General features: G+C 27.8%; 22 protein-coding genes, 2 pseudogenes and 1 riboswitch. Of the genes and pseudogenes, 23 read left to right on the forward strand and 1 reads right to left on the reverse strand.

The window, feature by feature from the left end; genetic code table 4:
- Positions 1-12: 12 nt before the first annotated feature.
- The 12 genes and pseudogenes from greA to ACI2WZ_RS01315 all read left to right on the forward strand — a co-directional run bounded on the left by greA (position 13) and on the right by ACI2WZ_RS01315 (position 8,649).
- Complete coding sequence (gene greA, locus ACI2WZ_RS01260) at positions 13-486, forward strand: transcription elongation factor GreA (RefSeq protein ID WP_023789028.1); 474 nt, start codon at positions 13-15, stop codon at positions 484-486.
- A gap of 36 nt (positions 487-522) precedes the next feature.
- Entirely contained in the window at positions 523-1,416 is an 894-nt protein-coding gene (gene rsmI / locus ACI2WZ_RS01265) for a 16S rRNA (cytidine(1402)-2'-O)-methyltransferase (RefSeq protein WP_500245003.1), read from the forward strand.
- A gap of 43 nt (positions 1,417-1,459) precedes the next feature.
- Positions 1,460-1,747, forward strand: a complete 288-nt coding sequence (locus tag ACI2WZ_RS01270; protein WP_023789030.1) for a hypothetical protein — start codon at positions 1,460-1,462, stop codon at positions 1,745-1,747.
- 69 nt (positions 1,748-1,816) lie between these two features.
- Complete coding sequence (locus tag ACI2WZ_RS01275; protein ID WP_023789031.1) at positions 1,817-2,089, forward strand: metal-sensitive transcriptional regulator; 273 nt, start codon at positions 1,817-1,819, stop codon at positions 2,087-2,089.
- Positions 2,090-2,098: 9 nt separating this feature from the next.
- A complete protein-coding gene (locus tag ACI2WZ_RS01280; protein ID WP_500245004.1) occupies positions 2,099-2,299 on the forward strand; it encodes a cation transporter in 201 nt (66 codons plus the stop codon).
- A 3-nt stretch (positions 2,300-2,302) separates the two neighbouring features.
- On the forward strand, positions 2,303-4,465 hold the full coding sequence (locus ACI2WZ_RS01285; RefSeq protein ID WP_500245005.1) for a heavy metal translocating P-type ATPase: 2,163 nt from the start codon (positions 2,303-2,305) through the stop codon (positions 4,463-4,465).
- 148 nt (positions 4,466-4,613) lie between these two features.
- Positions 4,614-4,910 (forward strand): annotated as a pseudogene (gene rplU, locus ACI2WZ_RS01290) (50S ribosomal protein L21); the annotation flags it as partial.
- 295 nt (positions 4,911-5,205) lie between these two features.
- Positions 5,206-5,517: a ribosomal-processing cysteine protease Prp gene (locus ACI2WZ_RS01295; protein ID WP_023789035.1), complete on the forward strand. Its 312-nt coding sequence runs from the start codon at positions 5,206-5,208 to the stop codon at positions 5,515-5,517.
- Between the two features lies 1 nt (position 5,518).
- Entirely contained in the window at positions 5,519-5,809 is a 291-nt protein-coding gene (rpmA, locus tag ACI2WZ_RS01300; protein WP_023789036.1) for a 50S ribosomal protein L27, read from the forward strand.
- Positions 5,810-6,489: 680 nt separating this feature from the next.
- A pseudogene (locus ACI2WZ_RS01305) lies at positions 6,490-6,672 on the forward strand (DnaJ domain-containing protein); the annotation flags it as partial.
- A 50-nt stretch (positions 6,673-6,722) separates the two neighbouring features.
- The gene (locus ACI2WZ_RS01310; protein WP_023789038.1) at positions 6,723-8,072 is read left to right on the forward strand and encodes a Sapep family Mn(2+)-dependent dipeptidase; all 1,350 of its coding nucleotides are present in this window, start codon (positions 6,723-6,725) and stop codon (positions 8,070-8,072) included.
- Positions 8,073-8,127: 55 nt separating this feature from the next.
- Positions 8,128-8,649: a ferritin-like domain-containing protein gene (locus ACI2WZ_RS01315; RefSeq protein ID WP_500245006.1), complete on the forward strand. Its 522-nt coding sequence runs from the start codon at positions 8,128-8,130 to the stop codon at positions 8,647-8,649.
- Between the two features lie 76 nt (positions 8,650-8,725).
- Here the strand turns inward: ACI2WZ_RS01315 and ACI2WZ_RS01320 are convergent, their stop codons facing one another.
- Positions 8,726-10,120: a uracil-xanthine permease family protein gene (locus ACI2WZ_RS01320; RefSeq protein WP_023789040.1), complete on the reverse strand. Its 1,395-nt coding sequence runs from the start codon at positions 10,118-10,120 to the stop codon at positions 8,726-8,728.
- Between the two features lie 375 nt (positions 10,121-10,495).
- On the opposite strand from ACI2WZ_RS01320, the gene ACI2WZ_RS01325 reads away from it, so the two are divergent.
- From ACI2WZ_RS01325 to ACI2WZ_RS01375, 11 genes are all read left to right on the forward strand, one after another.
- A complete protein-coding gene (locus ACI2WZ_RS01325; RefSeq protein ID WP_500245007.1) occupies positions 10,496-11,203 on the forward strand; it encodes a hypothetical protein in 708 nt (235 codons plus the stop codon).
- A gap of 148 nt (positions 11,204-11,351) precedes the next feature.
- Positions 11,352-15,461, forward strand: a complete 4,110-nt coding sequence (locus ACI2WZ_RS01330; RefSeq protein ID WP_500245008.1) for an ABC transporter permease — start codon at positions 11,352-11,354, stop codon at positions 15,459-15,461.
- A gap of 13 nt (positions 15,462-15,474) precedes the next feature.
- Positions 15,475-16,446, forward strand: coding sequence for a hypothetical protein (locus ACI2WZ_RS01335; RefSeq protein WP_500245009.1), 972 nt, complete (start codon positions 15,475-15,477; stop codon positions 16,444-16,446).
- A gap of 46 nt (positions 16,447-16,492) precedes the next feature.
- On the forward strand, positions 16,493-17,200 hold the full coding sequence (locus tag ACI2WZ_RS01340; RefSeq protein WP_500245010.1) for a hypothetical protein: 708 nt from the start codon (positions 16,493-16,495) through the stop codon (positions 17,198-17,200).
- A 43-nt stretch (positions 17,201-17,243) separates the two neighbouring features.
- Positions 17,244-18,428 (forward strand): lipoprotein, encoded by a 1,185-nt coding sequence (locus ACI2WZ_RS01345; RefSeq protein WP_500245011.1) that lies wholly within the window; start codon positions 17,244-17,246, stop codon positions 18,426-18,428.
- A 107-nt stretch (positions 18,429-18,535) separates the two neighbouring features.
- On the forward strand, positions 18,536-19,201 hold the full coding sequence (locus ACI2WZ_RS01350) for a hypothetical protein (RefSeq protein ID WP_500245012.1): 666 nt from the start codon (positions 18,536-18,538) through the stop codon (positions 19,199-19,201).
- 40 nt (positions 19,202-19,241) lie between these two features.
- The gene (locus ACI2WZ_RS01355) at positions 19,242-19,703 is read left to right on the forward strand and encodes a hypothetical protein (RefSeq protein WP_500245013.1); all 462 of its coding nucleotides are present in this window, start codon (positions 19,242-19,244) and stop codon (positions 19,701-19,703) included.
- A gap of 362 nt (positions 19,704-20,065) precedes the next feature.
- Positions 20,066-22,825, forward strand: a complete 2,760-nt coding sequence (locus ACI2WZ_RS01360; protein WP_500245014.1) for a cation-translocating P-type ATPase — start codon at positions 20,066-20,068, stop codon at positions 22,823-22,825.
- Between the two features lie 199 nt (positions 22,826-23,024).
- Positions 23,025-23,870, forward strand: a complete 846-nt coding sequence (rpsB, locus tag ACI2WZ_RS01365) for a 30S ribosomal protein S2 (RefSeq protein ID WP_051372148.1) — start codon at positions 23,025-23,027, stop codon at positions 23,868-23,870.
- Positions 23,871-23,880: 10 nt separating this feature from the next.
- Positions 23,881-24,753 (forward strand): translation elongation factor Ts, encoded by an 873-nt coding sequence (tsf, locus tag ACI2WZ_RS01370; RefSeq protein ID WP_500222730.1) that lies wholly within the window; start codon positions 23,881-23,883, stop codon positions 24,751-24,753.
- A 5-nt stretch (positions 24,754-24,758) separates the two neighbouring features.
- Complete coding sequence (locus ACI2WZ_RS01375; protein WP_023789051.1) at positions 24,759-25,526, forward strand: hypothetical protein; 768 nt, start codon at positions 24,759-24,761, stop codon at positions 25,524-25,526.
- Between the two features lie 51 nt (positions 25,527-25,577).
- Positions 25,578-25,674, forward strand: a riboswitch (TPP riboswitch).
- Positions 25,675-25,687: the final 13 nt, after the last annotated feature.

The raw sequence follows: 25,687 nt of genomic DNA on the forward strand, positions 1-25,687 counted from the left end.
AAGGGGACTAATATGACAGATAAAGATATTATATTAACTGAGGAAGGTCTTAAGGAACTTAAAGAAGAATTAACTCATTTGATTAATGTAGTAAGACCACAAGTAATCGAAGAACTAGTTGAAGCACGTGCTCAAGGAGATCTTTCTGAAAATGCAGATTATGATGCGGCAAGAAATAGACAAGCAGAAGTTGAAGCTCGTATTAAAGAAGTTGAAGCTATGCTTTCAAAGGCTAAAATCATTGAAAGTTCAGATAAAAAAACATTTGAAGTTAAAATTGGAAGCAAAGTAACTTTTATGAATACAAAAACAAAAAAAATATCAACTGTTAAAATCGTAGGTGCGATTGAGGCAGATCCTTTTGAACATAAAATTTCAAATGAATCTCCATTAGCTAAAGCAATGATCGGTAGATCAGTTGGAGATACAATGGAAATCCGTGAATTAAAAGAACCATACAAAATAACAATTGAAGAAATTTCTTAAACCTATACATTAGGTTTTTTTAAATGGGAGAATAATATGTTAAGTATTCAAAAAACATATAAGAATAGTTGACCAACGTTATTTATGGTAGGTACCCCAATAGGAAATTTAAGTGACATTTCTCACAGGGCGATAGAAGTACTTAAAAAAGTAGACATCATTTATTGTGAGGACACACGAGATAGTCAAAAATTACTAAAAAGTTTAAAGATAACCAAACCTTTAAAAGCACTTCATAAATTTAACGAACATGAAAAACTAGAAGAAATTAAAAATGACTTAATTTTGCAAAAAAATATTGCGATTATAAGTGATGCAGGGGTACCAGGTATTTCTGATCCTGGAACCCAAATAATTAATGCTCTTAAAATTGATGAAACTTTAAACTTTAATGTCACAGCTGTTAATGTAGGTCCTGCTTATATTCATGCAGCGATAATGTCAAGTTTTAACTTTTATGAAAATATTTTTTTAGGTTTTTTAGATAAAAAAAGTAAGGCGCAAGAAAGTAAAATAGTTGACTTAATAACTTTTTTAAATGACAAGAATTATAAAGCGGTGATTACAATATATGAGTCTGTACACCGTATAATTTCAACAATTAATTTTTTAAACCAAATACTGAACGATGACACTAAAATCGCTGTCGTAAGAGAAATAACTAAGCTTAATGAAGAAGTTATTTTAGGTACCATTGATGAAGTATCCAACTATATGAACTCAAATGATTTCATATGTAAAGGAGAATTTGTAATTGTCATTGACAAAAATGCCTCATTAAGCTCAATTACTTCAAAAGAAACTGACTTTCGAGGTGAAATAATAAAATTAGTTGAACAAGGAATATCAAAAAAAGAAGCTATTAAGTCAGTATCAAAAAAATATAAACTAAATAAAACAGATTTGTATAATGATTTTCATAAAAAATAGTAATTATTCTTATATCTTTACGAAAATATATTTGGAGGTAAATATGAGAGAATTAACTATTCATGAAAAACATCAAATTAGAGGTGGTGCTGGCGTATCTGGATCTTTATTTGGAGGAATCGCTTCAATAATCAGTTCAGTAACCTCGTTCGTTGAAGATATGTATTCCGATATTGTTTCAACAGTATTTTTATTTAATCATGCTAATGACTATGATAAGTTAGATATGAAAATTGGAAAAAATACAATAAAATTGGATAATACATCTTCGAATAAGCTTAGTTTGGAACACAAAAATCAGGTTGTCGACCACACCCTTCCACTATTTTAAAAAAAGGTCTTGGACCTTTTTTTAAAATATGTTAATATAATTACACCCCTAGGGGTATAGGAGAGAGATATGGCAAAAACTAATAGAGAAGAAAAATTAAAGTTAGATTTAATTAAACAATTAAAAATTATTAATGGACAAGTAACAGGTCTTATTAATCAAATTGAAAATGATAAATACTGCATTGATATAATCAACCAAGTTAATGCTGTCAGAGCCTCTTTACACTCTGTTTCAAAAAAATTAATCACAGATCACATTGATGGTTGTGTAAAAAGTGATAAAAATAATGAAAAATATATTGAGGAAATAAAAAATTTAATTGATAAGATTTCAAGATAAGAGGAATATATGAAAGAAATTCAAGTTACATTAACAAATATAAAATGTGAGGGTTGTGTAAAGAAAATAAAAAAATTAGTAAAAAAAGAGAAAGACTTTGTTATTACCCATGTCGATCCAGAAACAAAAGTAGCTACCATTAATTATGATGAGTCTAAAATAAGCTCAAGTGATATAAAACTAATTTTAAAGAAGATAGGTTATATGTAATTTATGAAAAGAGAATTCTCCCTCGAAGGTATGAGTTGTACTAATTGTGCAAAAACAATTAATAACTCTCTTTCTAAAAGTCAAGGCATTAAAAAAGTAAGAGTATCATTACCACTTAAATCTTTAATCGTTGAGTGTGATGAGGAAATCAATAGCGAGCACATAATAGATTTAGTTAAAAAATTAGGTTATAAAGCTGAAGAGAAAACTGGAAGTTTTGAAACAAAACTATGAGATAGGGAAGTAAAGTCCTATTTGATAAGATTCATTTTGGCAGCCACTTTAACCTTTCCTTTATTATTAGGAATGTTTTTAGGTTTATTTAAGTATGAGAGTACTTTAACTGCTATATTAAATAATCCAATTTATCAGCTTATTACAATTATAATAATAGAGTTTTTTATTGGTTATACATTCTTTATTTCATCATATTATTCGATCATCAATAAAAAACTAAATATGAATATTTTAGTAGTATTAAGCACAACTTTAGCGATTTCATTGAGCATATATAAATCAATTAAAAATAATTGAACATATATTCATGGAGATCATTTATTCTTCGAAACTGCTGGAACAATAATTACATTAATTTTACTGGGGAAATTATTAGAAAGTCTTGCTAAGAATAAAGCAAAAAGCTCTATGGATTTGATTTCAAAGTTGGTCCCACAAAAAGTTTTGAAAAAAAAGAATAATGAAATAATTGAATGTTCTTTAAGTGATTTAATATTAAATGATATAGTTATTGTTAAAAATGGTATGTTAGTTCCAATTGATGGAAAAGTAATCAATGGCGAAGGGTGAGCCGATAATTCTATTATAACTGGTGAATCTAAACCCATTCATATAGCAAATAATTATAATATTTTTGCTGGCACCACTTTGGTAGAGGGCTATATTGAAATACTATTTGAAAAAAAACAAGAAGATTTTATGATAAATAGAATAGTAGATTTATTAAAGAATGCTCAATCTAATGACATTGCTATCCAAAAGCTTGTTGATAAAATTACGGCATATTTCGTACCTTTCTTGATAATGTTAGCCATTGTAACGTTTCTTGGCTGAGTTCTATATGATAAATATGTTTCAGAGAGAGTCATTTTAAATGCAATTACCACTTTGATTATTGCTTGTCCTTGTGCACTTGGACTTGCATCGCCAATAGCTATTATAGTCGGATCTAGTAAAGCAGCACAAAATAATATTTTGTTCAAAAACGGCGATGTTATTGAAAAATTGGCAAAAGCAAATGTTTTTGTATTTGACAAAACAGGTACTTTAACTCATGGAAATATTAAAATCAACTCAATTAATATCAAAAATGACACTTTTGATAAAAACTATATGTTGAGCTTATTAAAATCCCTAGAAATGAAATCTTCACATCCTATTGCTAAAGCATTAATAAATGAGCTACCTAATTACAAGACTTTTCCTGTAGAAAATTTTACAACCCATACATCAAAGGGTTTAAGTGGGATAGTCAATGAACATAAAATAAAAGTAGGATCAAACAATTGACTATTAGATAAAGAAAAACCTTATAATAAGTCAGATAATAAATACTTCTCGATATTGAATTTAGTTATTGATGAAGTATATTGTGGATATTTAGAATTAAGTGATACTCTAAGAGAAAACTCAAGTACGTTAATTGAAAAACTTAACAAACTTAAAATAAAAACAATTTTATTATCAGGAGATGATGCAAAACCGGTTGAATATATTGCAAATATGACTAATATTAAAGAATATCACAGTAAAAAAACAGTTCTTGAAAAAGAAAAGATTATAGAGAGTTTAAAACAAGAAAAAAACACTGTAGTAATGGTTGGAGATGGAGTGAATGATGCTTTAGCATTAAAAAAGGCTGATATAGGTATTACTCTATCTAGTTCGCTAGACATTGCTTTAGAAGTTAGTGATATCATAATAACAAGTGAAGACATTTTACTAATAATTAAGGCTATCAAAATAGCTAAAAAAACACACTTTAAAATAAAAACCAACTTATTTTGAGCTTTTATTTATAATATTTTAAGTCTACCTCTTGCTGCTTTTGGTCTTTTATTGCCTCAAATAGCAGCTGCTACTATGATGTTATCGTCTTTGTCGGTGGTTATAAATTCACTTTACTTTAATACAAAAAAACTCTCGTAAAAATAGTTGTTATTAAATTTAAAGAAAAGTTAGTAATTCATTTAAAAAAAGTATAAAATAATTTAGGTTGCTAGTTTCAACCGCTCTTTTGTATGTTATAAGAAGGTAAAACTCACATACAAGGCGAGTCTAGACTGGAGGAATATATATGTTCGCAATTATTAAAACAGGTGGTAAACAAATAAAGGTTCAACCCGGTGACGAAATCTACATTGAAAAGGTTTCGGTAGAGGAAGGACAAAAAATTACTTTTAACGAAGTGTTGGCTACAGATACTGCAATAGGAACACCATTAGTAAAAGATGTTGTTGTAATGGGTACTATAGTTAAACAAGGAAAAGGTAAAAAACTTAGAGTTGTAAGATATCACCCAAAGAAAAATGTTAACAAAGTTTATGGTCATAGACAACCATTTACAAAAGTTAAAATCGATGATATATCTGTTGGGGGTAAAGTTTCAAAATCTGTTGAAACAAAACCAAGTACTAATACAACTGAAAAAGCATCATCAACTAAGGCCGTAGCTTCAACAGCTAAAACAGCTGCAACAACAAAAACATCAACAACTAAAGCAGCAGCTTCAACAACAAAAACATCAACAACTAAAGCAGCAGCTTCAACATCAAAAACATCAACAACTAAAGCAGCAGCTTCAACATCAAAAACATCAACACCTAAAGCAGCAGCTTCAACAACAAAAACAAAATCTGCTGAAACAAAAACTAAAAACGAGGAATAGTATGGTAGTTGCTGAGTTTTATAAAGAAAATAATAGTTTCTTTAAAATAATCATTAGTGGTCATGCTAACTCAGATAAATACGGAAAAGATTTAGTTTGTGCTGGTATAACAGCAATAGTTAATGGAAGTTTGAATGCGTTTGATAAAAAATGTGGTAAAAATGTCGAGATAATAGTAGAAGAAAATAAAATTTCTATCATCATCCTAGAGAGCGATAAATTATTACAAGAGTTTGTAGATTTTTTAAAAATACAATTAGAAACGATTCAAATTCAATATCCAAAAAATATAAAGATAAAGGAGGTGCTTTAAAATGCGTTTTTTATTAGGTTTACAATATTTTGCTTCTAAAAAGGGAGTAGGATCAACAAGAAACGGAAGAGATTCAGAATCAAAACGTTTAGGAGCTAAAAAAGCTGATGGGCAATTTGCAAATGCTGGCTCAATTATATTTAGACAAAGAGGAACTAAGATCCATCCAGGAAATAACGTTGGTAGAGGCGGGGATGATACTTTATTCGCTCTAGTCTCAGGTATAGTTAAATATCAAAGATTTGGGAAAAACAAAACACGTGCTGTAGTAGTTCCACAAGAAATAAAATAAAAAAGACTCTACAAAAGAGTCTTTTTTTAAAAGAGGTTAAAATGAACATATTGGTTGCAATTTCTATCACACTATTATTAGCCTTTTGTGCTTTAGGTTTATTTGTCTTTATTTATTTAATCAAGAATAATAACTTAAAAAAGGTCGAAAAGGAACTCGCAAATTTCAAAATGAAGTTTTCAAACGACACAGATAAAAAAATTTTTTTAAAGAACCACAACTTTTATGAAAATTTTAATATTTTTCCTTTTAAAAGTGACTTTTTAGAAACTAGAAAGAACATAAATGATAATAACTTAGTTGAATTTTTATCAAAAACTCAAAACAGTTTTTATATTTTTTGAGCTTCAAAAGAAAGAGAATTGTTCGAATATTTAGAACAAATTTCAAAAGAAACTAAAAATAGAAATTTACCGGTGATGAAGTTATATCGTAAATTCAGTGAACATAGCTTTCAAATTTTCAATAATACATTTATAAAAAGAATAATGGATACAACTCACTTAAACTCAGTCAAATTTATTGATGATTTTTTCAAAAAAATAGTTGATAAAAGTTTTCAAACCTTCTCTAATGAATTGGATAAATTAACAAAAATAATCATTGATGAAGTACCAATAATAGAAAAAATTAACCATCAAAGTGATAGTTGAAATGAGACTTATGATAATAAAAATAGATTAGATGAAGAAAATCTTTTAAGGTGTTACAAATTATTGGGTGTAACGAAAGAAACATCAAACGAATCTATAAAAAAGGCATATCGTAGCTTGGCAAGAAAGTATCACCCAGATAAAAATAAAACGATCGAAGCTAAAGAACTTATGGCTCAAATCAATAATGCATACGACATAATCAAAAAACACCGCAATATTTAAATAACAAGCATATAATAAAAAAGGAGGTATTAAAAATGAAAGTGGATAAAAAAGACTTATTAGATAATTATTTCCCAAAAGCATTGGATGAAATAAAAAAAGTGGTTGCTATGCCATCTTATCGTAAAAATTTAGAAAAAGGAAGCCCAGTAGACCAAGATATACGTAACGTTCTGGATCATTGTATAAATTTATGTAAAGAATTTGGATTTAAAACATTTATAGCTCCCGATTATAGATATGGTTATGCAGATTATGGAGACTCTGACAAATTATTCGGTATTATTTGTCATTTGGACGTAGTCCCAGCTGGTAATATTTCAGAATGAAATACTCCTCCATTCGAACCAATTGAAAAAGATGGTAAATTGTATGGTAGAGGTTCATTTGATGACAAAGGGCCAACAATGGTAAATATTTTTGCCTTTAAGTATTTAATCGATAACGGATTTAAACCAGACTACACCGTACGATTCATATTTGGTACAAGTGAAGAAACTAATTGAGAATGTATGGAAGCATATGTAAAAAATGAAAAACTTTGTGATTTAGGTTATGTTCCTGATGGACATTTTCCAGTGGTTTATGCGGAAAAATGGATAAGCGATGTGGATTTATTAGGAAATTTTAGTTCAGACTTTGAGATAAGCGGTGGAGAAGTTTATAATGCGATAAATGACTTAGTAACATATAAAGGACCTAAATTAGAGGAAATTAATAATTATTTAAAACAAAATAGCATCGAAACTTATATAGATGAAAATAAACTTTTTGTAAAAGGAGTATCATCACATGGTAGTCTACCGCATAAAGGAGTGGCAGCTTCATCTTGACTTTTAAAAGCAATTAATGAAGTAGGATTGAAGCATCCATTAGCACAATTTGTAAGTGAATATTTTCATTTAGACTATAATATGGAAAAACTATTTGGAGATATCTCAGATGAAACAGGTTCACTTACTGTATGTAATGGAATCATAGAAGTTACAAAAGAAGATTTTAGATTTACAATTAACTTTAGGGTGCCGTGTACACGTAATCCGCATAGAGATGTAAATGAAAAATTAAGAGATTTTTTAAAACCACTAAATATAGACTTAAAAGTGGTTGCTGTTGAAAACAGTGTTTATTTTTCTAAGGAAAGTGACGTAGTTCAAAAAATCATGTCAGTTTATCAAGAAGTTACTGGTGATTTAGAATCAGAACCAATAGCTATTGGTGGAGGAACTTTTGCAAAGTCAATGCCAAATATGATAGCTTTTGGAGCAGAGTTTGATTTAGAGGAATCAACAATGCACGCTTACAATGAATATGTTAAGATAGATGACTTAAAAAAAATGATGGAAATATATGCAAAATCAATTGCTAAATTAACAAAATTTTAAAGGAATAGATTTTCCTTTTTTTTGTTATATCATTAACACAAAGGAGGAAAAAAATATGAATAAATCAATTACTGAAAATTTACAAAATTATATAAATGAACATGCGAAAATGCAATTGACTTGTTATAACTTGAGTAATTCTTGTGATAAATTGGGTTACCCTGGATTTACACATTTCTTTCAAGTTCAAGCGCAAGATGAATTTCTTCACCAAAGAAGAATTATGAATTATCTACTAGATAGAGGAGAAAAGTTCAAAGTTTCTTCGATAAATGTTGAGGTTAAGGAATTCGATAATATAATCGATATTTTAAATTATTATAAGTCAATGCGAGAAATGTTCTCACACATGACTGATGATTACACAGAAAATGCTAAAGCAGAAAAAGATTACACATCTGTGAAATTTTACGAGTGGTTCTCAATTGATTTCTGTGAAGAGATTTCTGAAATTTCAGATATAATCGACTGATTGAAAATGTCTAATGGTAATCATTATTCTGTTGATAAACAAATGAAAAAAAGAGAAAACCCAGATACATTGTCTGTTGTCGATCCTTTTGCGCCGCATAATTAAAAAACTGCAAGTATCAAAGTACTTACAGTATAGTTATAATAATCAAATAACATAACTTTTTTTCGAAAGTTTCATGTTATTTTTTTATTTTTGTCTTTTTTATTTTTTCTTTTCTTTTGAACAAACTTTTGAAACCTAAATTATCTTGGTCTGGTAGAAAAAGGTTTAACATTAATCCTAAAAATGTTGCCAAGAATAAGCCTGTTATTTCAAAAGAACTTGCAATCTTTATGGTAGAACCAGTAATGCTCATTCCGATACCTGTAGCAAGAACTACTGATGAAATAATTATATTTTTGGCATTTTTGAAATCTACTTTTTCATCTATCATAATTTTTATACCGTTAGAACTTATCATTCCAAAGAGCATTAAGCTTATTCCCCCAAGCACTGGCTTTGGAATCATAATTATTATTTGATTTATTGGTGCTATGAAACTCATGATTATTGCCATACAAGCTGCAAGACCTGTAACCCATACACTAGCGACCCTTGTTATACCAACAACACTCGTATTCTCAGCATACGTTGCATTCGGTGGTCCACCAATTAATCCAGATAATCCCATTGCTACTCCATCAGCCATCAATGTTTTACTAATACCAGGATTTTCGATGTAGTTTTTATTTGTCATATTACCAATGTTTATATGATCACCAAGGTGTTCTACCATAGTTACTAATGAGATAGGTACAATAGCAACTAATGCAGGTCCTATCTTCGAACCGTCCACATTTCAAATGCCTTTAAAGCTTGGATACCATTCTCAAGAAGACACATTAGTTATTAAATCAGTATCTAATAATTTATAACCATAACCTGATAATGAATAGTGTAATATCACTGTAAATACATAACCTATGACTAAAGCAATCAATATAGGTATAACTCTTAAAAATGATTTTGCTTTTAACATGAACATCGCTGCTGTTAAAAATACTATAATTCCTATCAAAATTGATAATCATTGTGGATATTGCTTAGTTGAATCTCATATAAAACCAATATCACTTAATGCACTTTTGACTGCACTAAGCCCAATAATACAAATAATAGGACCAATAACCACTGGTGAGAAGGCTTTCTTAATTCATTTAATGCCCGTTCAATGAATGATGAAACCAACTAATATATATACTAGTCCAACTGCAAATACAGCGATAAAAACTGCATTGTGCCAATCCTTTCATCCTAATCCGATAACCGTCATATATGCTAAACTACTCCCTAAATAAATAGGTACTTTAGCCATCGTTAATGCAATATAAATTAATGTACCAAACCCTGAACAAAAAAGGGCCATAGATATATTGATAACTGTTTCATTTGCTAACCCGTTTATAATAATTGGTACTAATACTGTAGCGCCAAACATTGCGAATACATGTTGTAAACTTAATACTAACCATTGTCCAATATTTTTTGGTTTTTGATGGGGTTGAAGTATTAAATCATCTGTTTTATTTTCCATTTTTTCCTCCTACATCTATTTATTCATAAAAAAACCAGTCATATATAAATGACTGGCAATATTTAAAAATAAAATACAATTTGAAAAGATCTCTTTGATTTATTAGATTTAATTCCTTTATAAACTACAAATTTCTTTAAAAACATAATAACCTCGAAACTTTTCTTAAAAGTTATTATACACAATAGTAAAAGAATTTCACTTTTTTTTCAAAAAAATAAACTAATAAACTAATAAACTTTTATGACTTCCAAAAGATAACTTTCTTGATATATATAACGATTATGTTATAAAATTAGAATAACTTAGAGTAAAAGTTTACCTATTTTATATAAATATATTTAATAAATAAAATACAAGGAAGTGATTAACACTATGAACAATTTAAAAAAGAAAAATGTACTTTTTAGAGTATTTATTAGTCTAGTAATATTGCATTTAGTTTTAATTACTACTGGGGACTCTAGCGGATTAGTTTATTTAAAATACCTAAATAGAAATGTGAGCTTGTTACTACAAACACTGTTTTTAGTTATAATTTTGTTTTTAATTATATTCGAATTTATAAAGCTATTATCAAAGATAGAGTTAAAGATTTATGAGCCATCTCAATGAAAAGAATTAAAGTTTAAAAAAGAGTTAATATTAGATTTGATACAATTAACATTTTTAATTGCTCCTTTTATAATTATTTCACTATATGATAATTTCGCAAATATTATTGTTACTACTGAAATAAGATTTTTATACTTTTATATTTCATTACTATCACTTATTATAATTATGAACATAATAGTTTTTTGTCTTTTTGTATCTTATATAAATATAATAAAAAGATTACAAATTCTAAATCATAATATAGAAATTGTATATAACTTTTCAACATTGAACATTGAAACAATGTTTTTTTCAATGTTTTATTTTAATTGATCAGTTTACGAAAAAGACTTTGACCATATAATTTCTACATATATGGTTAACAAAAATAAGGACATAATGATCAAAATAAAAGAAATGAAGTCATCGTTTTTAAATAAATATAAAAAGAATATAGATCCACCAAGAAATACACACCAAATATAATTTAAGTAGTTTAATGAAAAACTGCTATTTTTCTAAACTCAACTAGAAAAAAACAAATATACACTGCACGAACCTAAAAAACGAGTGAGAACTTTCTTTAGGTAATAGCATCTTTTGTGTATATTTTAATTATAGATAAGAGGTATGTATGAAAAGACAAAAACTTTTTTTCAAAAACACATTTAAAAATTTAATAAAAAATCAATTGCAACTAATAATGGTTATTTTATTAATATTTTTATCTGTTTTTGTTTTCACTTCAACGAATTCAACTGTAAATAGATTGAAAAACAGTAACGCTCAGTTTTCGTTAAAAAGTAATTTACATGATGCAATTGTGGATTTAGATAATATTGGATACAAGTATACAGAAGATGATGCTTTTAGAGAAATTTCAAATGAAGAAGTAAGAAATGAAGCTATTTTTTCATACTTGAAAAATAGCTTAGAGAAAAGAGGATGGAGTTTTGATTTTGATAGAGTGGAATCTAGAAAAATCACTCTTAATAACGAAAAAACTTTAAAAATAATAGGATTAGATACAGCTAGAAGTGTTGATAAATTTGTAGTAACAGAAGGTATGAAATTAGATACTTGAAAAAGTTATGAAAAATCTTTATATGACCTTACTACTAGATGAGTATATTTATCTGAATCTTTTGCTCAATCTAACAACATAAAAATAAATGATATAGTTAGATTCGACGAGGACTCATTTGGTTCATCAATTTTAGTTAAAGATAGTAAAACTAAAAAAGTTAATATTGATGACTACAAAAATCAAGATATTAACGAATGAATTAAAAACTCTGATTATTTTAATATGAATTGATTTCAAGTAGTGGGATTTGGTTCAAGCGCAGACTTTGCAACACCAATAATTGATAACACATCTCCACTACCGAATGCTAAAAATGAAGGGTTAGCATACGTTAATCCAAAAGCCTTTGGATGAAACAAAAGTTATGCTGTTAATATTTTTAACGAGAGGGTAATTAAAAAGTTAAGTGAAGTAATCCCTGATATTAACAATTTCAAAATAAATTACTCAAGTACTGAATTGCAATCAAAAGAAACAATTAAGGTAGTCTCAAAACAAGATAAAGAAACTTATTACTCAATTAAATTTAATAATCAGGAAACCAGTGTTGATGATTTATCTAAAATTTTGAACTCTTATTTGACAGATCGAGTAGAATCTAAATCCGTTGGACTAGACTCATATTTTAGTAGTTCTTTACAAAACTCAAATAAAATCGTTTACAGTATAAACGATAAAGATTACTCTATGCACTGAAGAACATCTATGTTCGGAGAGATTTTAAAGTATTTTAGTTTAGTAATGTACACAACAGCTGCAGCTATAATCTTAATTGGTATTGTAATTTTAGTAATTATGTTAAAAAATGAGATTGAAAAATCATTTAGTCAAAATGGAGTTTTAATTTCACTAGGTTACACACCAAGAAGTTTAATTATATCAAACTGTTTATATCCTTTCTTCATATCTCTAATTGGTGGAATTTTAGGATATTTTATTGGTCTACCATTTCAAGTATTAGTAAAAAATATTTTTTCTAATTACTTTACCATACAGTTTGCTGGTATTGACCCCTCAATAGTGGGTCTTGCGGCCTTGGTATTTGGATTATTTTTCTTACTATTGTCAATTACGCTATTAACTTACTGAATAATATTGAGTAAATACTCAACTTTGCAAATGATTAATTATGAAAATATATCTACAACTAATAAATTTAAAATCAAATTGAAGAAATTCTTAACAAAATCTAAAAAGTTTGACTCAAGATTTAAAGGTGCTATTCTTTCTTCATCTATTTCAAAATTTGTTTCAATTATTTCAGTAATGCTTATTGCTTCGTTTTTAGTAACTATTGGTGTGGTTTCTCCGAGCATACTTAATAATTATTTAAAATCTTCATATATTGATAATAAATACGACAATAAGGTTGAGTACTATTCACCAAGCTATAATATACCAACATCATTTTACAAAACTTATAATCCCGGTAGTGATAGTGTTTTACCAACCGATGATTCTGAAAAGTTATACAATATGTACTTAAATAATACAATTAGTGCAGATGTTTATAGTCCAAAAGAAGATGTTGGAACTCTAACAGATTTACTTTATAAAAACTTAAATAAAAAGTTTTTAACAAATCAAGATTTAAAATTAGAGGTTCCAGATGGAGTCGATAAAAACACAGCTTATACAAGTGTTATATCAGGTGTTTGAAATGATTACTCTTATTTTGGATTAAACAATTTTATAGAAAAGAAACAATTATTTGAGTTTATTAAAAATTCAGTTAGTTTAAAAGAACATCTTGATGAGTTAGAAAAATTAAGATTATTTTATATTAATTATCGTAAAACAATTGGTTTAAATTATATCAAGGACATGTATTACGACAAAGATAGTGGTGTTATACGTCCTAACGGTGAGCAAACTAAAAAAGATTTAATAACAGAAGATGATTTAAACGATGACTTACATGAACTAAAAAATGCAAACCCAGATTTCACACCAATCTTATCTAAAGGAAAAATTCAAGGAGATAAAGATCTTGAATTAAGTTTTTATAATGTTTTGGAAAAAGAAGGGTATTCAGTAGTAGGTAAAAGAGTCATTACTATTTATAACTGAATAAAAGCATTCTTTATAAATAACCTTCAACAAGGATTCTTGCAAGGTATCTATGTAAGTTCACCACAACAAGTAAGAAAAATAATGAATGATAGTTTATCTGATGACTCTAAAGAGTTTAATGTTGGTTTCAATGTTATACCTTATAATGATAAAACTGATGATTTAGGTGTATATTTGAATGCTGCTATAAATAGTACTAATTTCAAGATTTATGGAATTGAGCCAAGTAATAAAACACAAAATTTAATTAATGAAAGCAAAAAAAATCTTAGTTCATCATTTGAAAATTTAAATGATATTGTAATAAATGAAACCCTAGCCAAGCAATTAAATATCAAAGTTGGAGATAATATCGCTGTTGATCATATTATTGAATCTTTAAACAACTCAAAAGGTCCTATCAAATTAGATTCATGAGATACTACGCAAATGAACGCTCAGAATGGTAGTGGCTACACAAATCAGCAGGAATTATATTCAAGGTCACTAATAGACCAAAAAGAAAAAGGATGGAAAAATAAATCGATTAGTGAAGAAACAAACGAATTTATTTACAATACCAACCTTGACCCTTCACAACAGTCTTTAATCAAGCCAACTGTTATGTCACAAAAAGTTTCTGAAGGTAAAGTTTTCAAAAGTAACGAAACTATAAATACTACTTATAAGGTTGTTGGGATTTCTAGACAATACGGAAATCCAAAAGCTTGAATACAGAATGAACAAGCTAAAAAAATAGCTAAATTTGATGAAACTAAGGCTGTTTTATTTCAAATATTTTTAGAAGAATGAAGAAAACCTAAAAATACTCCAAAAGAAATGGAAGACTTTATAAACAATATAAATAAATGGAAACTTACTACTAATAACGAAGGAAATACTCTTAAAAATTATCAAGACAAGTTTAAGGACTTTTTGGAATCAGATATTGCTAATTTAGACAAAATTTTGAAGCTATTTGAAAATGAGTACCCTTTATTTAATTACAAAACTTCTCAGGATACATCGTTCTCAGATATTTCTAAGGGGTTAACTTCATCACAAAAATTTGGAGACTTCTCAAGTTATGGATTAAATGGTGGTGAAACAAGTAATGGTTCAATGAATGCATACAAAACAGGAACTATCAATGATGCTCTAAAAATAGACTTAGCAGAAAATATAGCAAATAGAATAGCACAAAATATTAAGTTTGTTATATATGTGATAATAGCTATTGCACTTATTCTTTGTTTGATAATAATTATGTTGATTGTTAACTTAGTTATTGTTAAAAACCAAAGAATAATAGCTGTTATGAAAGTTTTAGGATACAAAAATAGATATTTATTGAAGTTATTTATAGGTATGTATATTCCTTTGGTTATAATTACTTCAATTATTGGGTATGGAATTGGAATTGCAGTTTGTGCAGCCATAATATCTAATTTATACCAATCTTCAATTGTTTTACCATTCTTTGCATTTACATGGTGATATCCAATTTTAACATTAACAATCGTAGGTGTAATATACACTTTATCTTCAACAATTAGTTGAAATATACTTAAAAGAATTAGATTACTTTTAGCAATTCAAGAGTAAAAAAGGAGGAACTATGAAAAAACTACTTAATTTATTTACAGGTATTTTAATGCTTTCTTCATCAACAAACATGTTGGTCTCTTGTAGTGCAGGATCTGGTTCGTATGATGAAATAAAACGTCCGGACCCAGTCTATCCATTTCAAAAAAAAGGTTTTGAAAAATTTCAAGAAGACAAATTAGATATTAGTAAATATGTCTATACTTATGATTTGATAAAGGATGTCAACAACGCTTTTGAGATGGCTGGTTATAGTTTGAATAATTTAAACTATACTGTTTATAGAAATGCTTCTTTATTAGAAAAAAGTTTAGATGATAACTTACTAAGAAATGGGACTTACAAGTTTATAGTAACTAACAAGTTAGCTTTAGAAGATGAATTGATTTTTCAAATGAATGTTACAAATTCAAGATACTTACCTGATATAGTAAGAACACTTAAACTTGGTTATATTAATGACAATCGCAAAAAAACAGTATTAATGAAAATGATGTTTATGAATTTAACATTAATCAAATTTATCGATGAAATAGCAGAAGAGATGTTAAAGGAAGATGCAAATATAACAATAGAAGAGAATAAAGCTATAATTAATTTTGGTGATTTTGATAAAGAAAAAAGAAAAAGCTTTTATGGAGAAATTATATTAGAATTCAACATTAAGAAATCAGAAGAACCTTGACCTGGTGAAAAGGATATCAATGAATTAGCTGGAGAAGATGCAAAGAACGAACTCGGCGTTTTGTCATCTAAAAAACCTTTTTCCATAATTATGCAATATATTACATTAAACTTTGCATCTCGCTTAGACCTTTTGGGTATTCTTATAAACGATCTTAATATTGAAGGCGCAGTGATTGAATCGAAAGGTTCAAACAAGTTCACGGCAACAATTAAAACACGAGAAAAAGTAGGTAATGATGAATATCCTACAAAGTTAAAGGGAACATTAGAGTTAACCTTTACTTATTTTGAAACATAATTTTTTATAATATAGTAAACTAATTCAAAGAAAGAGTGGTGAAATAATGAACATTCAAAAGAAAAAACTTTTATATTCCTCAATTGGTGTTTTGTTATTTTTACACATTATTTCAAGCACTCTTATTGAACTAAATGTAATAGAAAAACCTTTAATGTTTGACTTTGCTTTTAGTACTTTAACAAACCTTATATTTTTAATATCACTATTATTTGCTATCATAATTGAATTGATTAAACTTTATTATCAGTTGATAAGTAGTTTATATAAAATCATTAACATTAAAAAACTCCACTCCACTCATGAAATAATTAAGAACTTAACTCAATTTACATTGATTGTTCTTCCAATTTTATTTTTAAATTATTATGATTTTTTAAGCCTTGAGTTTATTGATATAAATACAAAAGTTCTATACTCCATAATTGGATTAGATTTTATATTAGTGGCATTTGCTATCATATTATTATTTTTGATGCTAGCAGTAGATATATTCAGAAAAAAAATTACCTTTTTGAAGTTAGATGACAATTTCTCGAACTTCTTAATAGCAAACAACATTGAAAACTCATTTTTCAGTATTGATGTTTTTTCATTTGAGTTGGGCCAAGAAAATATAGAACTTGAGATTTACACTTTCATGGTTCAAAAAAACGAAGAAATTACTTGTTTAATAAGTAATAGAAAAACCGATTTCTTAAACACGCTAAAAAAAGGTTTTTGCCCTCCAAGTAGTATGTCTTTTAATAAATAACTATTTAAATAACAAAAGATTAAATTCTAAAGGAGAAAATAAAATGAAAAAATTAATAAGTTTAATAGCAGCATTCGGAATGGTAACATCGACCGGTGCAACAGTAGTTGCTTGTGCGCAAAAAACTACAGAAGTCAAACCAGAAGAAAATAAAATAGTAGATCTTGAAAATGATACTAATTTAGTTAAATCTATATTGGCTGGTAATATGGATGAAAATGGGATTATTAATGCAGAAAAAGGGATTAAAGAGACCGCAATAACTGAAAATTCTATATTAACATCATTTAACTGAATGAACACTTTGAATCTTTCTAATGATGATGTTCAAATCAAAAAAGTAGAGAATACAAAAAAAAAATATAAGATTGAAGCAAAAGCTGATTCAAAAAGAGCAATAGGAGCTACTACTATTGATGTAAATCAAAATATAGACTCAGCAACTGTATTAAAAAATATAAATATCGGAAATATGTATGTTGCAAAGGGTATTTTTGATCAACAACGAAAATTCTTTGATGGTGATTATATAAAACAAAATGGTGGTTCTGAAAATAACTCAAACTCAGAATTTATAAAAACAAACGAAAATACCAAAATCGATGGTAATCCAGGTTACATACCATATACATTTGCAATGCAAAATGCAGGTGTAGCCAACCCACTAATAGAATACCTAAAATCAGATTTATTCATTGGTGCAATGGAAATTATCGGAAAAGCAAATGATATTGGAATAGAAAAAAATGTTTTTTTAGATAAAATTAATGTAAATCTAGCATGAGTAACTTCGTTGTCTGGAGTTTTTGCAAATACTAGTAAAACAACAACTTTTGATTTTAAATTAAAAGAAGAGAACAGAATAGTATTTGGAGAACACATAAAAGATTCAAAAGAAAACAAAATAAAGTTGAATAAAACTATTTATAATAGTAAAAATAAAAAAAATATTGTTGAAAACATATATTCTCAAATGGATGAACAATTCAAAAAGACTGTTAGTATAGAAGAATTAGTGAATTTCTCAAAAATTCATTATTCAAATGATGACGCTATTCCATCTTTTGAAATTATTCCTGGTGGACAAAATATATATGGTATGGATGCTTTAGCACCACTTGCAATGCAAATTGGTGGATATAAGGGAACGGAATATACTGAAGGAAAATATAAACCATCTCAAACAGAAAGTGGTAACCTTGGATACGAGATTACATTAGTTGATTAATATACAAAAAATTGTTCTTAGGAACAGTTTTTTTATTCTTGAAACTAAAAGTTGACTGTAAAACCTTTCTTACTTTTGCTAAAATTAATAAATAAAACGAGGTATGTATGAAGAATTTAAAACATAATATTTTTTTTAAAAAGACTTTAAGCATAACTTTTGGTATTTCCTTTTTGTATAATCTTTTACCTTATTTAAGTAATCAGCTTCCTTTTTATTTAAATTTGATTTTTAATTGTTCATTATATATTTATAGTTTTTTTATAATCTTAAAAATAAATAAACATTTAGCGGAGAATTATCAAGTAAGTTTAAAAAAAGATGATTATAAATTATCATTTATTAACCAAAATCTTGAAAAAATAATATTTTTGATCATTCCTTTGTTGTTATTTGAACAAGGTTTGAATGTTGCTTTTTTTGATTTAAATATAACAAGTTCGTTACAACCTCAAGGAATTTTAGTGGGATTTCTAATTGTTTTTCTAATTATTTTATATCTATTTTTTATTTTAATGAAGTCTTTGTATAAATTGATACAAACCTATGTGTTTAAAAAAGTTTTATGCATTGTAAAAAGAACCAAAAACATTTTTTTAAGATTTAATCTAAACGAAAGTATGTTGAATAAGTTTTTATTCTTTTTAAATGAATGATTATTAAATTTAAAAGTTTTCTTGTCTTTTTTGGAAAGAAAAAGAATATTTTTTGAAATTAAACAAACCCAAAAATTAATAAAACAAAAAAAATCATTATGATGAGTAAATATTTAATTCTTCCTTTTAAAAATAAAAGAAAGAAAAGGAGTTTACTATGGAAAATAATAAATGTTTTAATAAAAAAGCAACTTATTTTATAGCAGGAGCTCTTGTAATAACTATTTTTGATTCATTGATATTATTATCAATTTCAGTGAGAATGATTATTTATATCACCAAAGGAGAATGACTTGCTCCTATAATTCAAGTCATACCTATGGTTGGTCTTATAATTTTACTAACTTTTGAGTATATATTTATATTAAGTTTTTTTAAACGTAAGAGAAAGTTAAAAAGCCCTATGAACAACCAAATGACCATTTTATACGAAATTGAAACTGGAAATCCAAAAAAATTTAAGATAGAGTTAATTTTATTTTACTTTTCTTATGTTTTTCTTACATTGATGGGCGGATTAGGGATTATTCCCTTAGTATTCATGATAAAAGGACATAAAGCATATCAAAACTGAAAGTCAATTAATCAAAAAGTTATAAAGAAGAATGTTATAGAATAAAATTTTGCCCAATTCATAAATTGGGTTTTTTTAACCTTTTTCAAACAAAATTGAAGTTCTTTTATGAACCTATTTAGTTTCTAACGTATTTATTATTGATACAAGAACATTACTTTATTTAAAAGTCTTTATTTAGTAAAAAAGTCATTACCACTTTTTTAGTATTTATTGATTTTTACAATCAGTTTTTATTTTTTTTATGTAAGATTTTGTACTGATAGAGTCTGAATAAACTAATTAATAAGGGTGTTTTTTAAGGATTTTTTCTATCCTTATAGAGTTTGAAGGCTCTCCGCATCATTTTTGTTTGCATTTATAAATTAAAAGAGTAGTATTATTTCTAGTTTCAAGGAGTGAAAAGCATGAATGAAGATCAAAAAGTTCAAGATAATAATCTTGAATGGTATCAGTTATCAAATGAATCTATATATGAAAAATTAGAGGTAGATCCTAATAAAGGACTCTCAAAAGAGGAGGTTTTAAATCGACAAGAAACTTTTGGAAAAAATATACTTCCCTCATCAAAAAAACCTAGCATTCTAATTATATTTTTAAAGACCTTTTTAGATCCTTTAAGTATGATAATGATGCTTGCAGGATTTTTATCATTAATTATTTCCTTAGTATCTGGAGGTTTGACAGCACCAGATATAGTTGGTTTAATCATAATTGCTCTAATAGTTTTTATAAATTCTATAATTGCAACAGTTCAAGAAGTAAAATCACAAAATTATATTTCTTCATTAGACTCAAAAGGAAAACAAAAAATTCTTGCACTACGTGGTTCGACTAAACAAGAAGTTTATGTGGAAGATTTAGTTCCAGGAGATATTGTTTATGTAAATGCAGGTGATTTTGTTCCTGCTGACATTAGAATAATTGATAATCAAATGGCTTTGATAGATGAATCTGCATTAACCGGTGAAAATGAACCAGTTTTGAAATTTAGTGAAATCATTGATTCAAATAACTTAGTTTTAGGAGATCAAAAAAATATTGCTTTCATGTCCACATTAGTAATGGAAGGAAAGTTGCTTGGTGTGGTCTTTGGTACAGGGAGTGAATCACAAATAGGAAAAATAGCTACTAAAATTACTGCCCACAAAAAGGAAAAAACACCATTAGAGAATAAAGTTATAAAATTAACTACTATAATCGGATTGGTTTCAATAATATTAGGAGTTATATTGTTTGTAATGTCATGGTTTATGAGAGATGAATTATCATTAAATATGAGACCATGAAATAAACTTATGTTAATCGCTGTTTCAGCTGCAATTTCAATCATCCCAGAATCTTTAACAATTATAGTTAAAATTTGCTTGATGATTGCCACTAAAAAGATGGTAAGAAAGAACGTTATTATCAAAAATCCGAAGTCAATTGAAACTTTGGGTAACATTAACGTTATTTGTACAGATAAAACCGGTACATTGACTCAAAATAAAATGACCGTAGATAAGGTTTTTTGCAACTTTAGGGAGTATGAGATCAATAAAATAAAATACACAGATAATAAAGAACTTTTTAATTGTATTTCACTTTGTAGTGATGCAATCGTAACTAAAACTAAAATTGGAAGCCCAACTGAGTTAGCGACAATTGATTTAGCTTTGAAAGCAGAAGTAAATTATTTAAAAATTAGAAAAACCAATAAACGCTTAGATGAAATTCCTTTTGATTCTAAACGAAAAATGATGACTACTTTAAATTTGGTTGAAGGCCAAAAAACAGTTTATTCAAAAGGAGCGTTGGACTATCTGTTAAAAAATTGTACACACAAGTTGATCGATGGAGAAGTGACATTATTAACAGAAAACGACAGAGAAATCGTAGCAACAACACTTAATAAATATGCAAGTCAAGGTATGAGAGTTTTAGGATTAGCTACAAAAACGATTTCTAAACCAAAAGAAAGATACGAAAACAGTTTGATATTTTTAGGTGTTGTTGCAATAATTGATCCACCAAGACCAGAAGTTAAAGAAGCCGTTCAAATTGCAAGAGATGGTGGTATTAGAGTAATGATGATTACTGGTGACCATAAAATAACTGCGTATGAGATAGCCAATAGACTTGGTATAGTTGATGATGAACATAATGATGTAATAACTGGTCAAGAAATTGAGGAATTATCTCCAGAAGACTTAAAAGAGAAATTAAAAACTACTAATGTTTTTGCAAGAGTTAATCCGGATCATAAGGCGGTCATTGTTAAATATTTGCAAGAGCAAAAAAATATAGTTGCAATGACTGGTGATGGAGTTAACGATACTCCTAGTTTAGTTAAAGCTGATGTAGGTATTTCAATGGGATTAAGTGGAACAGAGGTTGCTAAGGAAGTAAGTGATGTTATTTTAGCAGATGATAACTTCAAAAGTATTATCTCAGGTGTTAATTCAGGAAGAAACGTTTACGAAAAAATTAAGTACTCAATTTCTTTCTTAGTTGCTTCAAATATTAGTCAGATGATAACAATCCTACTAATACTAGCAATCAATAAAAATCTAGCTCTCGGTTCAGTCAATATCTTATTCCATATTTTTATTGTTGAAACAATAATAGCAATACCAATAGGAATGGAAAGAGAAAGAAAAGGGGTAATGAAAAATAAGCCACCACTTAATAAAAAAGAGAGTATTTTAAAAGGCATCATTTTGCAGATTACCTTAACAACTCTTTTCAACTCATTCTTTGCAATCTTAAACTATCAATTAGCACTTATAATGGTTCATGAAACACCTGAAATCGCTGCAGAATTTGCGAAAACTGGTGTGTATATTGCAATAATTTTTGGACCAATATTTTATGCATTAATATATAACAATACATTTTTACCTATTAAGTATAAGAAAAGATCTGAGAAAGTCGATAAATATAAATTCAATTACTACCTGTTAACATTTATGATTTTAGCAATATTAGTTACCGCAATAACATTGCTACCAATTCAAAGTTTAAATAGTTTTTTTGAATTTAGAACTGTTGGTATGCCACTATATATGTTATTTGCCTTCTTTGCTAGTGCATTAATTCAGCCTTTCTTTATTTATAGTAGTTATCTATTCATAAAATGAGCAGTCAGCTGCTATGAAGCAAAAAGAAAAAGTAAAGAAATATAAAAAACCCTATGGGTTTTTTATTGATATTTATTAGTAAAAACTTTATACTTAAAGTGTTGTGTATTTTATTTAATGGGTATGCAATCACATATGGGAATTCATCAACCTAGTGCTTGTTTATTTTAATAAAACAAGTGGTTGTTGTTCGAACCATTATGGAAGACTAACGAATAAAACCATGAAAGGTAGAACAAAAAATATGGCAAAAGATTTAACAAGAGAACAGTTATGGGATGCTGGAGCGCAATTTGGACACCAAACAAAACGCTGAAATCCAAAAATGAAACCATATATATATGGAGCAAAAAATAAAAATCATATCATTGATTTACAACAAACAATTTGAAGGTTAGAAGACGTAAAAAAATTCGTTACTAACATTGGAATGAAAAAAGAAAAAATCATCTTTGTTGGAACTAAAAGATCAGCAAAAAGTGCTGTTAAAGAAGCTGCATTAAGAAGCGGAAACTTTTATATAAACTCAAGATGATTAGGTGGTACTTTAACAAATATGAAAACCATCTCTTTACGTATTAAAGCTTTATGAAACATAGAAAACGAAGAAAAAACAGGAAAAATTAATTTAAGACCTAAAAAAGAGCAAATTTTAATAAAAAAAGAAAAAATGAAATTAGAAAAAACTTTGGGTGGTATTAAACAAATGCATAAATTACCAGCAGCAATGTTTGTGGTAGACCCAAAAACTGATGAAATAGCAGTTAAAGAAGCAAGAAAGCTAAGAATTCCAGTTATCGCTATTTGTGATACAAACGTCGACCCAGATATGGTAGATTTTGTAATTCCTGCAAATGATGATATTCAAGAATCTGTTAACATAATAACAAACTACATTGTAGATGTTTATGCAGACGCTGCTGGGTTCAAAATGCAACCAAGCACACTAAAAGTAGTGGCACAAAAACGCGAAGAAAGACCTCAAGGTCAAAGACCATCAGGACCTGGAAGAAGTTACAACACTAATTCATCAAGAACTGATAATAACGAAGAAAACTCAACAGCTACAAATGTTTCTGTTGATCAATAAGGAGAAATATATGGCAGTTACACCACAATTAATTAAAGAATTACGTCAAATCACATCAGCTGGTATGATGGACTGTAAGAAAGCTTTGGAAGCAACAAACGGAGTTATTGATGATGCAATAGTTTGACTAAGAGAAAATGGTCTTGCTAAGGCAGCTAAAAAAGCTGATAGAATAGCAGCCGAAGGTGTTGCTTTTGCTAAAACCAACGGTTCAAGAGCAATTATTTTCGAAGTTAATTCAGAAACTGACTTCGTTTCAAAAAACGAAAAGTTTATGAGTTTAATCAACCAAATCGGAGATGCGCTTCTAAACTCTAATGTTACAACTCATGAAGAAGCATTAGAAGTTAAATTAGCTTCTGGACAAACAATAAAAGAAGCTTGCATTGAAGCTACTGCAACTATTGGAGAAAAAATCGAGTTAAGAAGATTATCTGTTGCTGAAGGTGGTACTTTATCAATCTATAACCACGCAAATAACAGAATATCAGTTTTACTACAATTTGAAGGTGATATTTCTGCTGATGATGCGTATAATATATGTATGCATACAGCAGCTATGGCACCAAGATATTTGGCAAAAGAGGATGTTCCTCAAGAGTTTAAAGACTCAGAAATGCACATTATTAAAGAAACCACAGATCTTACTGGTAAGCCAGAAAATATAGCAGAAGGAATTTTGAACGGTAAATTGAGCAAAAAACTTGCCGAAGTTACTCTTCTTGAACAAAGTTTCGTAATGGATGAGAAACAATCAGTAGGTAAATTTATAAGTTCAAAAGGAGCAACTTTAAAACAAATGTTTAGATTTGAAGTTGGTGAAGGAATTGAAAAGGTGACAACAGACTTTGCTGCTGAAGTTGCTGCTCAGTTGAAAGGATAGTTTTTATGATATTAGCGTCAGCCACATGAGGAACAGATGGTTCTCTTAAAGAAAATAATTTATTAATACTTCTTGTAGTATTATTATTATCAATTATTATACCCGCTGCTTGTTCATATATTTATATGTATAAGTTCACAAAAAATCAAAACAAAAAATTAATAAATAAAATAAGTTTATTTACGATATTAGGAATGCAAGCTTTAAGTTTTGTAGCAGTGATTTTAGGGATGTTGTTTTATTTCGGGCAATTCTTTTTAGAAGAAAACCCAGATTTAGCAAGAGTTCTAACTATTACTTTTATAGCAATTGCATTTGTAATGTGCGGCGTTTGATATTTTTTATTAGGGTTTATGCCGCAAAATATTTGAATAATATTTGAAGAAGATCAAATTATGTTCATGGGAGAAAGTATCAAATATTCTAAGATCAATAACATTATTAGTGATACAAAAAGTAGCAAATTCTTTATAAATTATTTAGAAGGAACAAAAAGCTTAAAAAAAGTAAAACTTTCTAAAAATAGTGTATTGGGTCAATTCTTCGCTCAAAATGTTGAATTAACAGGTCATAAAGTTGAAGAGATGAGCCAACAGGAATACTTTGCTAAGAGATTAAAAGAAATTAAACTTGTAGCTACAGATATAAGCACACCATCAAAAGCTACGAAAAAAGAGACACCTAGTAATGATGTTAAGGAAAACGGAATAAAAAATGATAACATCTCTTCTAATGAGGCAGAAGTTAAAGAAACTACTAAAAATAATGAATAAAAAAATATCTCAAATAACGAGATATTTTTTTATTTTGTTATAGAATTAATTTGTAAAAGGCAGAGGTAGCTTCTAAATAGAAGTTTGAGAAATACTCTTAGAACCTGATCTAGTTAATACTAGCGTAGGAAGACCTAAACATAAAAAATCTGCTTTTTCGT

It is taken from the genome of Spiroplasma endosymbiont of Megachile willughbiella, from assembly GCF_964273395.1.
GTDB classification, from domain to species: Bacteria; Bacillota_I; Bacilli_A; order Mycoplasmatales; family Mycoplasmataceae; genus Spiroplasma_A; species Spiroplasma_A apis.